Source organism: Curtobacterium sp. CFBP9011, assembly GCF_034045095.1.
Classification (GTDB): domain Bacteria; phylum Actinomycetota; class Actinomycetes; order Actinomycetales; family Microbacteriaceae; genus Curtobacterium.
This window is the reverse complement of the sequence record NZ_JAXCWN010000010.1, coordinates 12734-25624: the sequence shown is the minus strand read 5'-3', so window position 1 is coordinate 25624 and position 12891 is coordinate 12734. Positions and strand designations below refer to the sequence as shown.

Sequence of the window (12891 nt, the reverse complement as noted above, 5' to 3'; positions counted from 1 at the left end):
CCACCATCGTCACCGCGCCCCTCCGCTGAACGCTGACTTTTTAGCGGCCACGACGGCGTCGGTCCGCCCGTTTACCCGGCCACTGCCTGCGCCATCCTCCGATACAAGGTGGCCCTGCTCATCCCGAGATCCCGCGCCACTTGGGCTGCGGGCACCCCTGCTTCGATGAGCCTGACCGCGCTGGCAATCGCCGAATCCGTGTAGGCCCGTCGACGCCCGCCCAAGTCACCGCCGGCCGTGCGCCTCTTCGTGACCGAATCACGGATCCGCTCCCGCTTGATCTCCAGCTCCATCGTGGCGAGGGCGCTCATCACGGTGAAGACCATCGCCCCTATCGGCGTACTCGTTTCCACTTCCCCACCACCCAAGTTCAGTACCCGTAGACCCACCCCGCCGGCGCGGAGTTCCGCCGCGAGGGCGAGAAGATTCTGGGTTGAGCGGCCGAGGCGGTCCAAGGTTGTGACCAGGAGCGTGTCGCCATCCCGAAGAACCCGGCGGGCTTCGTCGAAGGCGGGGCGGGAGGCTTTCCCGCCGGAAACGCCGGAGTCGATGTAGAGGTCTGTAGGGAGGACGCCGGCGTCGAGAAGATCCCGCTCCTGCCGATCAGTGCTCTGCGATCCCGTACTCGTACTCGTACGGGCGTACCCGATCAACTTCGCGGTCATTTGCTGTTCTCCCTGTCTCGCATCCTGCTTCGCTTACACGAATATGCGCGGACCTTGCGAGACATAGATGCGAGACAGTGACTCGGGAGCACCCGCTTGGACTCACCACCACGCCTTCGAGACGTCCCGCAACCCACCAGTTGTGTGACAGCCCACCCGTCACCTACTTGACGGCGTCTCTCGGCGCATTGGGCAGGGCCAACCTGCCGGTAGTACGACACGCCGCGCAGCCTCCTCGTCGCACACCAAACGCGTATGTCACCGCGCCCACCCGCGACGATCAGTTCAGGTCCCGCAAGACAGATCGTCAATCGTCGAACATGCCCCCCCGAACTGGGAGGTGGGGGTGGTTCTGCCCGTTGACCAAGGCAACAGAAGCTGATGCTGAGTCAACTGTCAGTCGACGCTCGACGAACACTCCGCCGATCGGTAGGTCGCTCAGAGCAACGTTCTTCGAGCGCTCTCCCCGGGGATCCGCTTCATGAAGACCAGAATCGCCATAACCGCGCTCATTGCGAGCACGCTCACTTTGATCGCCCTGACCGGGTGCGCGCACCAACCGAAGACCGCCGACGAGGCCCTCTCGATCTACTTCCAGGACCTCGTCGACGGCAAGGCAGAGGCGGCGCAAGAGATTGTGCCACTGGCAGGGAAGACTCAGCTCGACGACGCGATCTACTCGAAGGCATCGAACCGCATCTCGGAGTTCGTCATCGGCAAGCCGCGGGAGGACTCCAGCGAACCGGGGACTGCCGTCACCAAGGCAACCTTTACAGTGAATGGTGAACGGGACACGGCTGAGTTCACGTCACACAAGACTTCAGACGGGTTCGAATTCGAACCGGCCGAATGGGACAAACTGAACCTCAAGCACCCGTTCGCCAAGGACGTCAAGGTCAACGGGGTGTCGGTGAAGGCACAGGATATGTCGGTCTTCCCGGGCAAGTACAAGGTCACGGCGTCGTCGAAGAACAGGTTCGTCGTGGTTGAGGGTCACGACTTCGATACCTCGAAGTCGTCGGGACCCGCGCTGACCGCGACCGTGGTGAAGGCGGAGCGCGACAAGATCGTGAAGCAGCTCGACTCGGATATCCACGTGTGCATGGACGCGCCCATCGCAGAGCGTGCGCTCGCATGCCCTAACTGGGTACAGCACGACATGACGGCCGACGACAGCAAGGCCACGAACGTCCAGTGGACGATGGTCAAGTACCCGACTTACGAGAAGTCGATGACGGTGCGCGACGACGGCTATGTGTCGGATCCGACCATCGGCGGACGGATGCAACTGACCTTCGACTGGTCCAACCCGTGGAGCGGCGACCACTCGGAAAAGTTCGACAGCGATGTCGAATACCAGGACGGCTTGATCGACGGACTTCAGGACACCATGCAGGTGAGTTTTGCTGTCACCGAAAGCGGCGCCGAAATCGTCTACCCGAAGACGGTCAAAGCCCGCTTCCCCCACTCCGTTGATTCGGGCACGTGGGCGCAGACGGTCGACAGCGAGCTGTTCTAACCCGCCTTCGTGGCGGCTCAGTCGGCTCTCTTCAGAGGCGGGTGCGGGGCAGCACCACGATGCGCTCGCCGGCGACAGGTGCCGCCTTGAGCCTGGCAAGCCAAAGTGTCTTCGCGTTCGGACCGCTGGCGAGCGGTGAAGCACCATACAGGGCACGGACAACCTCGTGGAAGAGGCCGTCCTTCGAGGTCAGCGTCTGGTCGTAGAAGAAGCGTCGATTAGCAAGGTCGCCGTCGTCGTCAGGCGCGCTCTCGGCGACGAGTAGCAGGCAGACGCGGTCTGGCTGCCAACGTGCTCGGCGCTCGGCGTACCAGTGTTCATCGGACATATGGGATCAGTCGGAGGAACTCGCCTGCGAATCCTTTTCGTCCGCATCCGGAGTATCGACGGAGGGATTCTCGGCGAGTTGCTTAGCCACGCTGCGTTCGCGGAGCTTGCCGACAGCCCATTTTCCGCCCACGACTAGGCCAGTAGCACCCAAGGTGATCAGGGCGCCGACCGCGCCTCCCTGCTTCGCGCCGTCGCCAAAGCCCTTGTGGTACCCGTGTCCCCATGCCGGATTGCCCATATGCGTCTCCTCTGTCAGTCTGATCTTGGCATGGAGAGACCGCTCAGCACGGCATCGTCGCCGCCCGCCGGAACTCCGATAAGGCCGTCGGGAAGCAGAAACTCTGGGCCGTGACCGAGTCGCTTCGCACCGGCGTTCCCGTTCCGCCGGTCAACTACGGTGCCGCGGCCGCGCCCTGGACCAGCGCACCACCGAGGTCTTCGTCTGCTCCGACCACCCCTGCTCCTCATAACGGCCCCGAGTGACGATCGACGGCCGAAAACCCAAAGCACGGCACCGACCGAAATGCTTACGAGCTACGCCGCCTCTTCTTCTTGGCTCCGGGTCGCGGTGTCGCTCCCACGAAGCCGGATGAAAGAGCCGAGGGCAGCTGGGCCGGTGGTGGCCCTCTCGAGCACGTCCGCGAAGGTGGGTCCGTACGCGACCAGCACCTGGCCGAACGCCGGTGATTCGCCGCGGCGGCCGGTGGCGTCGATGAAACGCAGGCGGGAGCGGATGAAGACCACCGCGTCGGCGTGAGTCATCACGGTGCTGTGCCACCACCGCGTATCCGTCCGCGCGGGCAGAAGAGCGAGCACCTCACCGCCCGCGGCTGCATGCGACGTAGCCCGGTGAGTGAATCTTGGGAGGAGTGGGCCGTAGGGCGGGTTCATCCAGCACTTCGTGCGAGAGCCCCAGGGCGTCGCCGGCTCCAGTGCGTCGAGGTCCTTCGTGATGAATCGGCTGGCCGGCACGGCGATGTGCGGGCTGGTGACGATGCCGTCGACGCCAGGCGCGGCGACATCAACATCGAAGTGGATGGGCACTCCGTCGTCGTCGGTGAGTGCCGCGAAAAGCTCCGGGGGCGTGTACCACTCCACCGCACCTGAGGCTGTATCGCCGGAGCGCACCCCGGTGCTCGGCCGCAGCGGCGCTACGGAGCTAAGCCTCCGGTTCACGAAGTCACGTACCGTGTTCGGCGACGTGCCCGCCGGCAGCCCATACTCCGCAATCAGCCGGCGCCGGATCTCCGGCGGGCTGCGCACGCCCGTCTGCAGAAGATGCAGCACCGCTTGCTCGAAGGGTGCCATCACCGGGGCGGCCCTCTTGCCGACCGTGGACGCCCGGGCCGCCGGCCCGGTGAGCAGCGCCGAGACCGTCCGCCGGTTCACCCCGAAGCGCTCAGCAAGCGCCCGCTGCGAGTGGCCCTTTCGCTGAAGGCGCCGCAGCTCAGCGGCAAGCGCAGCACGGCGGGCAGCGGATTCGGCGGAAGGGCGTGTCACCCAGAAATCGTCTCAGCACTCCCCAGTCACCCACCCGTCGACACTCCGTGGTGCAGATTCAGGGCGTCGGCGCTCCTTTCTCCGCACGTCCCGAAAGTGCACCGCCGCGGCCATCTTGATGCAGAATCCCTACCCGAATCATTTCCGCATCCTGCATCACCCGAAGTACACCGGTGGGGTAGCCCGCGACGGCCATCGTGCCTTCGGGAAGGCGACACCCAACCCCTAGCATCTGCCGGGTCACATACAACGGCGGCCAGTCCGCACTCCACGGCTCCGGCACCGCCGCCTCCAACAGGGCGTCCTTCCGTGCACGCAGCGCCCGCACCGAGTCTCCGGGAAGCGCTCCGGCGGCTTCACCGGGGATTTTGAGACCGCGACTACGGGCCCAGGCCGTCCAGGCGCTCCGCTGCGCACGCATCGCCGCACGCGCCACCGCGTAGGCGGGAATCCGGCGCGGTGTCCACTCGGATGTCGCCTCCAAGCACAGGATGCCGACGACCAGCGCGACGGGAGACTCCGCTGTGATGAGGCGCCCGTCGCCGCGGAGCTCGTGAGCCCAGAGAAGTGCGCGTGTCATAGAAGCGGTATGCGCGGAGGCGAGACGAGCGAGTGGCGAAGGGTGGGGGTGCCGAGCGGCCGGGGATGCCATCCTTCACACCTCGTATGTGCACGGGCACGAAGCGGCCCCCGCCGCGGAGTGGAAGCAACGCAGGCAAGGGCCGATTCTGGAGAGCGCCGCCATCTGTAGGAGGTCCGGCGACGCGGGTCTTACTTCCTCCAGTGGGTGCCGAGGACCTCGGCCTCACCGGTGATGATCACGGAGCCGAGCGTGCACGGCATCTGCTCAGCCAGCACCTGACGTGCCGACTCGGCTTGCGCGAAGGGTACGTGGAGGATGAGCTCGTCGTGCACGCCGAGGAAGAGTGCCTCGGGGCCGATGGCATCAGCTACTCGCAAGACTCCTCCTTCAAAGATGTCTGCGGCGCTCCCCTGGATCATCCAGTTCAGTGACTTGTACAGCTCACCCCGGCCTAGCGCCGGAAGCGGTCGACCGCCGAGCGTCGTCATGAACTCAGATGCGGCGAAGCGGTCCTGCAGCTCAACCCGGTACTCCCGCAACCGGTTGTACCGAGTCCAGACCACGTCAATGAGCGAAGCGGCATCCTTCTCCGACATGCAGAGATCCGCTGCAGTGCTCGAGGGGCCGCGCCCGTACAGGCAGGCCAGGAAAGCCACTTTCGCCTGCGACCGATTGACGGGAGCCCCGCCGAAGGTCCATCCGGCAGCCGCCGCTGTGTACACGTCACCACTCGCCACATCCGCGGCGAGCCGCGCATCGCCGGACATCGCGGCAGCGACCGTTGGCTCCACCTGGTGGTAATCCAAGCTCACGAGCACGTAACCCGGATCCGCCATCAGCATGCCTCGAAGCGCCCGGCCGAGATTCTGCAACGCGGGGCGCCGCGCGAGCGCGCGGCCGGTCTTCGTGTGCCGGACAATCATCTGCGGGTACACCCGGTCCCCTTGCCTTAGCCGGTCAAGCTCAAGAAGCTTCCCCCGGGTGCGGCCCAGCTCACGGGCGGCTAGCAACGCACCGTAGGAGACACGGGCGCGGGTTGTATCTTCCACCTGAGCCTGCGCGACGGCGTTCTGCTCCAGCGAGGGATGACCTGTTGCATCCCGAACGGTGACGCCATTGGCTGCCAACCACGCATGCGCCGCAGCGACGCCCGCATCCGACGCAGCCATCAGATCAACGCCGTTCTCCACCCGAAGCCGGCGCACCTCCTCCTCGACGACCGTCCGCTCACGCAGCAGACGGTCCACATCGAGACGGATGCCGCGAGCCTGTACCTGACGCCACGCGTGATCCTGCCGAACAGAGCGCATCGCTGCCGCACGGGAAGCCGAAGTGCTCTCCGCCGCCAAACCGGCCACGGCACGAGCACACGCAACTGCGGCCCGTGCAGCACCACGAGGCTCATCCGAGTATGTGACGCCTGGCCGGGGCAGCATCCAGCCCTCAGCCCCCGGCCGAAGCACCGCGTAGGCGGTTGAGACATCTCGCAGCCAGGTGAGCGTCGACAGTGCCACGCCGAAACGACGGTGCAGTGCTGTGGCCGCAGCTGATCCGCGAACGGCCCACACCTTCGATTCTTCGGGGCCCAGGCTCCGGAGGGCGGTCAGGGCCCTCCGGACGGTCGCGTCATCTTGTAGTGGCACGGTCCACGAGGACCCCGTCGCGTCGCCAACCGCGAGCTGAGTTTCAGTGACCGCGACACCCAACCCACGATGCGATGACTGCAGCCACTGCTCGAACTTAGGCATGCCCTCGTACGTGAGCCGGGTCATCAGGCTGCCGCAGCTTCAGGTTCGGCGGCACGGCCCGGGATACGACGCTCACCCTCGACGCTCGCGGTGATGAAGTAAAAGTTCGACCTCTTCGACGACGCTGCCTTCTGCACAGCCTGCAGCACATACCGGGTACCGCGGTACGGGATGCCAGTACCGAGGACTGCCTTCATCGCCTTACCCCACGCGGTGGCCTGAGCGGTTTCCGGCAACATCGGGCTGATCAGCGCCAGCGAAGACGGAAGATCGGGACGCTGCTGCCCCTGAAGAGGGCTCTTTGCGTCCTGGCGGATGTCGGCGGCCGTACGGCGGGCTTCGCCCCGACGATCCCACAGGTACTCGAGGAGCGGGCCCCACTCTTCGCCGAGCTCGTCGTCCTCATCGACTTTCTCGAAGAAGCCGTCCATAGCAGCTTCATGGACAGGGACACCGGCTTCGTTCGTGACATGGGTGAGCGCGCCGAGAACCGTAGCGGCCCAGTTGTGCGAGAAACCATAACCGGGGGTCTCGACTGGGTTCTGCAGTCCGTAGAGGAGGACGGTGTGTGCCGCGGCAACCAGCATCGGTCGGTTCTCTGCGATGTACTTCGGCAAGGAGGGGTGGCGGTACCCGGTGCGCGCGATCGGTGAACTCGTGCCGAAGGAGCCGAGCCGGACCTCAATGACGCGGCGGTTGTAGTCGCCGCCGAGCTCGACGTTGTTTCCAGCCATGGTGGCGATGACGCCAGTCTGCTTGACGGCGTCGTTCGAGCCGAGCTTGCGGCGCTCCTGCTCTCCGTCGATGGCGGTCGGCAGCTCGGTCACGATGAGACCGGAGAGCTTTGCTCCTCGCGGGACCTCGTCGCAGTGGAGGAAGCGGCCGCCCGCCATCAGGAGCGCGACGAGCCTCTTCTCGGTCTCGTCGTCGTTGAAGCCACCCACCCGGAAGGAGGTGGCCGCCGGTGTACCCGTGGCAAGCAGCCGGCCGATCAGCAGTAGGTAGCTCTTACCCGCACCGCGGTCGGCTGCGTTCGCGAGAAAAAGGGGTGAGCCGTTCAGCAGCGGTCGGCCCACGCACGTCAGTAGGTACACCATCGCGCGGGCGCGGTCGCCCGGGGTCGCGAAGTTGAAATCCCAGAGGAGCTCGTCGTCAAGCATCTCGAAAGCGGCCTGCGCTTCAGCGAGAGTCGGCTTCTCCGGCACGGCGTATTCACGGGCCCAGCGGGTGCGGTCTCGGTGCGGAAGCGTGACGAACGCTTTCGAGGCCATGTCGTAGCCCGGCTTAGAGACCACCCGGCCCTCGCGGGTGAGCACCGGCTCACGGCCGACGTAGTGAAGTGGCGGGAGCGCCCCGTGTCCCTTCAGCGTTTCGAAGACACCCTGCACGACAGTCGGCGGCAGCTGGTGTGAGGGGCGGAAGCCTGGGGTACCGTCCTTACTGGTGAAGCTGGTGCCAAGCTGCGCTGCTGCGATCATGAGGCGAGAGGCTGACTGCGAATCCCAATAACGGACGCGGCCGCCGGCGTCGATGTACACCGGGCCCGCAGGTTCTCCCTCCAGCACGTACGAAAAGGCGAGCGGGCGGGAGCGGTCTGATGCGCTTCGCGCGGCGCGAACCTCGGTCACGAAGTCCGAAATCACCTTGGTGGTCTCCTGCTGGACTTCGATCTCGGCGCGGGCGCCGTGCCGGGTAAAGACCTCGGCGGTGACCGCGACGTGGCCCTCGTCGACGAGGTACTGCGCGAGGTATTCGGGTGAGGTGATGTCGGCGCGCGGTGGGCACTCAAGGCAGAGGTCGAAGGCCCGTGCAACGGCACCGTTACCAACGTCGAAACCATGGGCAAAAGCTCGTGCTTCTTCCAGCAGCTCGCCGTGCTCGGCCTCGCGGAAGAAGAGCCGGCCGGCTTCGCCTTCGCCGGATTCCACCCAGCCGGCGACGGTCAAGAACCGAGTCATGTCCTCTGTCGTCGCCCCACGGTTGTAGCGGTCCCGGACGTTGTTCGTCTGCTCGTCATGGGCCCGGATGTCGTACACCGACCGGGCGGTTCGCGGGTCGCGTGCGTCCGAGAGGTTGTCGAGCAGAACGCCGAGACCGGCCAACTCGCCATGCGTCACCGGCGTCAGTACGCCAACTTCGCCGCTCGCCAGCCGGTGTGTGCCGGTCTCGGTAATGGTTGGTGCGATAGTCGTGCTCCCGCCCACGGCGATGTCCGCGATGACGGTGCCGTCTTGCAGAGTGCGGCGGGTCGCGAGGCTGCTCAGTACCGCCCTGTACTCCCGGTCGTTCCGGGCTGTGACCCCGAGGAGGCGGAGACGGCGGCCATCCGGGAGGTCTTCGCACCAGCCGGCATCAACCAGCGTCATCAGTCGGCTCAGGCTTGCGCGGGCAACCGCGTCGCTCAGAGCCTCCCCGTTGGCGCGGTTAACGTCTGCGGCCCGGAGCGCCACCGGGTAGACGAAGCTCTCGTCTGTACGGGCGACACGCCCCTGGATGCCGAGGCGCAGGCCCACCTGGGTTTCGGCCGTCACCTCCGGCAGGGCGTCCGTTGGCGCAACGGTCGCTCCGTCAACGGAGACAGTTAGACCGTGCTCGCGCAAGCACTCCATCGCGCGCTTCACGCGGAGGGCGTCCAGCGACTCCGAGGCAATGGTGTTTCCGCTGTTCATCTCTCGCTTCCACTCTCGGGTCGCGGTGAGTTCCTACACTCAGTGGGCCGCGTGCCCGTTCGAAGGGAGCTATGCGGCGAGAAGCAGATCAGCCGGAGGTGGTCCTGCCGGATCGTCTTCGGCACGCACGTAAGGCGGGAGTGAGGGTCGGCTAGCGGTCGGGGTTGAGCTGCCCTTTCGCTCGGGCGGGGGGGGGTAGGGGGGGGTCAGGGGGATCCTTTTCAGCCGTGCTGGGTGAGGAAAACGGAGTCTGCGCTCTCCTCACACTGGGAGCGACCGGAACACATCCCTCTTTGCCCCCTCCCACCTCCCCCCTCCCATGGCTAGCTTTGCGGTCGAATTCGCACGCGGCCCGAGCGAGACTCCGGGTCAGACCCTGATCTGAACTCACGCGCTCGCACGAGCTCCCGACTCCGCATCGCTCCTGCGGGCGCCTGCTGCGTGCCGGCTGGGCGTGGGGCTTCGCGCACACCCCGCCTCCACGGCGTACAGGGCAGGCTGCGGCAGCGACCCGCTCTGGGGTCTTCCGTGGCTTGACCTTCGCTGTGGCAGACGCTTCCGCCCGCCCAGCGCCAAGACCGCCTGCCCGCTCACCCCGCGTCGCAGTTCCTTGGCATCGGGGACGCGCAGAATCGGGGTAGGCCACCTTCGCCGCACACCCGGTCGCCATCTTCGAATGGTCAGAGCTCGGCTGCCGGTACTGGTGCTGTTGATGCATGACAGGGGTTTGCGCGGACCCTGCTTGACGTTTGTGCGGCGCGTCAGGTTGAGGGTGCGGACTTCGCGTCCATGTCCTTCAACCACTTGTCGGTGGGGGCCCACCCGCCGGTGCGGCTCATTGCGTACCGAAGGAGCACTTCGCGGCGCTCAGACGGCTTCCACTTCGACCGTTGCCACTCAGCCAGTTCTTGGAGATCCGCGATGAACACCTTCGCGCTGTTGTCGAGGAGCGCGTACGCGGACCGCCACTCCTCGGCGACCCGTTGCGGCGCCCACCGCAGTGCGTACTCGGCGCCGACGTCATTCTTGGGTCCCATGCGCCCGTGGATGAAAGCTTCGACAACCGCCTTCCTCGACATCGGCTTCGCCGCGCGGACGCCGGCGTCGTCGATGGCGGCCTGGATGAGCTGCTGCGCCCGCGCCAGCCGCTCCCGCCGTTCCCGGTCGCGTTTCTCGTCGGCGTCTTCCTGCCACTCCTCGAGCTCGGCAGTGATTTCCTGCGACCAGTCCACGGCGGCCCACCAAGCGTAGGAGACACCAGCGCCGATGAATTGCAGGTCCATCCCCTCAAGGTCACCATCGTGACTGGCAGCGTTGTTCCGGATGCCAGCGGGCACCCCTTCGGCGTCGCCGAGGAACTCCGCCAGGTCGAACATCCGCTCCCGCAGGGTGACGAACGCCGCGCCGACGTGGGCCGCGATGTCGAGCGCATCGTCGAGGCTGACCTCAGGAGCTGCGAACAACACGTCGGCGTTCTTCACCACCATCGCCGGTAGCATCCGAAGGTTCCGTCCGGCCGCTTCCAAAGGAGCCCGCTCGAGCATTGCCCGGAGTTCCGCAGGGGTGACGCTCGAGGAGTCGTCGTCGGTCATGATTCGACCGTAGCGGCTGCGACGGCGAGCGCGGACGCCTACCGGGTCACGGTCTCCATCGGCTTCGGGTGAGAGAGGCACTGGTCGGCGTTATAGTCCTCGACCTGCGACTGCACGCATCGACCGGCCGTTCATCGCTGCCCGAACGTTGAGCACCATCCGACGGGCCTTTTCTGCAGGACGGTCCTCCGACGGCTCCTCCGGCCACGGCGCCGGGCACAGTTCCACCGGCAGCAGACGAGCAGGACGACCCATCAGGAGCCCGCGATGAGGTTCTCGGCGTACTCGACGAGGGCCGTTGCGGAGATGCCGGCGTTGTGGATGTCGGCCGCGGTCACTGGCCGGTGGCCGTAAGCGGTGCCCGACTTCATGTTGACGAGCGTTCCGAGGTGCTTCGCGGTCGAACGGTCAGTCGCCGCCTGCAGGACAGCGACCGCATCGTCGTGGGATGCACCGCTGCTGTATCTGCCGGTCTTCTTGATGCAGATGGCGTCCGACGCTGCGATGCCCGCGTCAACGCACAGGTCGACGTACGCCGCGGCATGCTCGGATGTCGGGGCGAGGACTCCACCCTCCTTGCCGAGCTCGAACAACGCCTCGGCGGACGTGAGGAAGTCGCGCGCCTTCGTCAGTCGGCCGCGCATGACGTCGTCGCCTCCAGGCTTGATGTTCGGGAGATTCGGTGGTGGCGTCATCGGCGTGCCTCTCTCAGGTGGTTCTTCAGCCAGCGTCGGTCCTCGGTGAGCGCGACGCCTTCTTCGGCGATGGTGTGTAGCAGCTCGTCGGAAGAGGTGATGTCCTCGGTGCTGAAGAAGATGGGGTTCACCGGGTTGCCGGTCCACAGTCGTGCAGCGATGGCGAGGTCGTGTACCCCGTCTTCGACCTCGTCGCGGCGTTCGGCGTCGGCGATGAAGATCAGGTCGATGTCGCTGTCCGGCCGCATCTCACCGCGCGCCGCGGAACCGAACACCGCTGCGTAGCGGAGCGGCATCTGGGCGCAGGCGTCTCGGAGCCGGTCGAGAAGGACCGTGCGAGCCTGACTGATAGCAAGGATCTGCGGTGCCAGCAGGTGGTCGTGGTTCAGCTGGAACGTCTTCACTCCGCCGATGTCGTCGAACAGGACGATGCCCTGCTGGACCAGCCGTTCGAGGACGCGGAGGACGCCCGTGCGTGACCGAGAGACGCGTTGCGTGATGAAGGAGAGCGTGAAGGGGCGGCCACGGGGCACGTGCGCGAGAACGGCGAGCACCTCACCGTCCACGGTGGGTGTCACGGCCGCGAACGGGCTTTGGAGCTGCATGCCCCCTCCTTTCGGGTACCAGTATATTGCCAGAGGCAGCAGAATAGAGTCACCTCCGCCAAGATTTCGTCATTCGTCGAACTGCTACTCCCCGTCCTGCTTGCTGAGCACGCGGAGGGTGACGACGCCGGTATCGTGGTCGTACGTTCATCCGGCGTACTTCGCGTACCGGACGCTCACCGGGCAGTGCGGAGCCGACTCCGGGTGGGTCAGCCGGTAGTGCTCCTCGGCTGTCCCGTCGTCCTCGCGACTCCGCCGGAAGGCACCCATTACTTCACCAGCGGCGGGACGCCGAGATCAGCGGTGTTGATGGGCGTCTCGGTGTTCGGATAGATGATGACCGTCTCAGCGAAGGGGCGTCCGTTCGTCCACAGGTCGGCGACCATCGCCTTCTGCTCCTCGTTGACCTGCAGGTCGGTGCTCGCGTCGAGAGCGAACACGGTGAGGGTGTTCACCTCGTCACGGAGCCCAGTCTGCTCCGCCCGCATCCGGTCGTGCGCGCCGACGAGCGCCTGATGCGCCGGCGACGCCGACCGGCCGGGTCACACCGCGCAGGTGGTCGAACCAGTCGAGCTGATCGCCGACATCCGCGAGGAGGAACGGCGACACCAGCAGCGACCGCTGCATCGCCAGCTGCTCCAACATCATCGGCTGCGAGTCGGGGAAGCGCTGCACCGACCACGGGCCGGGAAGCAGGGGAACAGGGGAGCAGGGACAGACGAAGACGGGGACATGGCGGGCTCCTCAGCAGGGTGGCGGTCTGCTGCTCTATGCGCGGTCAGCGGAACTCGATGACATTCGGGTCCGGCTCCAGCTCTCGCGGCACCTGCCCCTCGCACTCGCACGCCCAGTCGCGGTTCCCCACCAGGCCGAGCCGACGAAGCACACAGGCCGGAGCATGTTCCGCCCGAGCAAGCATCGCGTCAAAGGAGCGAGACAACGAGACCTGTGGTCGCACTTGTCATGCTGGCTCCCATGCGCACGG

The 12891-nt window shown here is 66.1% G+C and carries 12 protein-coding genes; 1 reads left to right on the top strand and 11 read right to left on the bottom strand.

Features of this window, described 5'->3' with window-relative positions; all coding sequences use genetic code 11:
• Positions 1-71 precede the first annotated feature (71 nt).
• Entirely contained in the window at positions 72-665 is a 594-nt protein-coding gene (locus SOM35_RS16110) for a recombinase family protein (protein WP_320516161.1), read from the bottom strand.
• Positions 666-1146: 481 nt separating this feature from the next.
• Here SOM35_RS16110 and SOM35_RS16105 point away from each other — a divergent pair, with 481 nt between their 5' ends.
• Positions 1147-2184 carry a hypothetical protein gene (locus SOM35_RS16105; protein WP_320516160.1) on the top strand — a complete coding sequence of 346 codons (1038 nt, stop codon included), beginning with the start codon at positions 1147-1149 and terminating at the stop codon, positions 2182-2184.
• A 31-nt stretch (positions 2185-2215) separates the two neighbouring features.
• Here the strand turns inward: SOM35_RS16105 and SOM35_RS16100 are convergent, their stop codons facing one another.
• The 10 genes from SOM35_RS16100 to SOM35_RS16055 all read right to left on the bottom strand — a co-directional run bounded on the left by SOM35_RS16100 (position 2216) and on the right by SOM35_RS16055 (position 12581).
• A complete protein-coding gene (locus tag SOM35_RS16100; RefSeq protein ID WP_320516159.1) occupies positions 2216-2512 on the bottom strand; it encodes a hypothetical protein in 297 nt (98 codons plus the stop codon).
• Positions 2513-2518: 6 nt separating this feature from the next.
• Positions 2519-2752, bottom strand: coding sequence for a hypothetical protein (locus tag SOM35_RS16095; RefSeq protein ID WP_320516158.1), 234 nt, complete (start codon positions 2750-2752; stop codon positions 2519-2521).
• A 296-nt stretch (positions 2753-3048) separates the two neighbouring features.
• Positions 3049-4014, bottom strand: coding sequence for a DNA N-6-adenine-methyltransferase (locus SOM35_RS16090; protein ID WP_320516157.1), 966 nt, complete (start codon positions 4012-4014; stop codon positions 3049-3051).
• Positions 4015-4785: 771 nt separating this feature from the next.
• The gene (locus SOM35_RS16085; RefSeq protein ID WP_320516156.1) at positions 4786-5955 is read right to left on the bottom strand and encodes a DNA polymerase; all 1170 of its coding nucleotides are present in this window, start codon (positions 5953-5955) and stop codon (positions 4786-4788) included.
• A 413-nt stretch (positions 5956-6368) separates the two neighbouring features.
• Positions 6369-9014 carry a hypothetical protein gene (locus tag SOM35_RS16080; protein ID WP_320516155.1) on the bottom strand — a complete coding sequence of 882 codons (2646 nt, stop codon included), beginning with the start codon at positions 9012-9014 and terminating at the stop codon, positions 6369-6371.
• A gap of 761 nt (positions 9015-9775) precedes the next feature.
• Positions 9776-10606: a hypothetical protein gene (locus SOM35_RS16075; protein WP_320516154.1), complete on the bottom strand. Its 831-nt coding sequence runs from the start codon at positions 10604-10606 to the stop codon at positions 9776-9778.
• A 254-nt stretch (positions 10607-10860) separates the two neighbouring features.
• Positions 10861-11301 (bottom strand): hypothetical protein, encoded by a 441-nt coding sequence (locus SOM35_RS16070; RefSeq protein WP_182514819.1) that lies wholly within the window; start codon positions 11299-11301, stop codon positions 10861-10863.
• Positions 11298-11906 carry a nucleotidyltransferase domain-containing protein gene (locus SOM35_RS16065; RefSeq protein WP_320516153.1) on the bottom strand — a complete coding sequence of 203 codons (609 nt, stop codon included), beginning with the start codon at positions 11904-11906 and terminating at the stop codon, positions 11298-11300. The genes SOM35_RS16070 and SOM35_RS16065 overlap by 4 nt, the downstream gene beginning before the upstream one ends.
• Positions 11907-12175: 269 nt before the next feature.
• Positions 12176-12361 carry a hypothetical protein gene (locus SOM35_RS16060; RefSeq protein ID WP_320516152.1) on the bottom strand — a complete coding sequence of 62 codons (186 nt, stop codon included), beginning with the start codon at positions 12359-12361 and terminating at the stop codon, positions 12176-12178.
• Between the two features lie 4 nt (positions 12362-12365).
• Positions 12366-12581, bottom strand: a complete 216-nt coding sequence (locus SOM35_RS16055; RefSeq protein ID WP_320516151.1) for a hypothetical protein — start codon at positions 12579-12581, stop codon at positions 12366-12368.
• Between the last annotated feature and the right edge of the window lie 310 nt (positions 12582-12891).

Coding starts and splice junctions, on each gene's coding strand:
- SOM35_RS16110 (WP_320516161.1), bottom strand. CDS start 665: ATGACCGCGAAGTTGATCGGGTACGCCCGTACGAGTACGAGTACGGGA.
- SOM35_RS16075 (WP_320516154.1), bottom strand. CDS start 10,606: ATGACCGACGACGACTCCTCGAGCGTCACCCCTGCGGAACTCCGGGCA.
- SOM35_RS16095 (WP_320516158.1), bottom strand. CDS start 2,752: ATGGGCAATCCGGCATGGGGACACGGGTACCACAAGGGCTTTGGCGAC.
- SOM35_RS16080 (WP_320516155.1), bottom strand. CDS start 9,014: ATGAACAGCGGAAACACCATTGCCTCGGAGTCGCTGGACGCCCTCCGC.
- SOM35_RS16105 (WP_320516160.1), top strand. CDS start 1,147: ATGAAGACCAGAATCGCCATAACCGCGCTCATTGCGAGCACGCTCACT.
- SOM35_RS16100 (WP_320516159.1), bottom strand. CDS start 2,512: ATGTCCGATGAACACTGGTACGCCGAGCGCCGAGCACGTTGGCAGCCA.
- SOM35_RS16065 (WP_320516153.1), bottom strand. CDS start 11,906: ATGCAGCTCCAAAGCCCGTTCGCGGCCGTGACACCCACCGTGGACGGT.
- SOM35_RS16070 (WP_182514819.1), bottom strand. CDS start 11,301: ATGACGCCACCACCGAATCTCCCGAACATCAAGCCTGGAGGCGACGAC.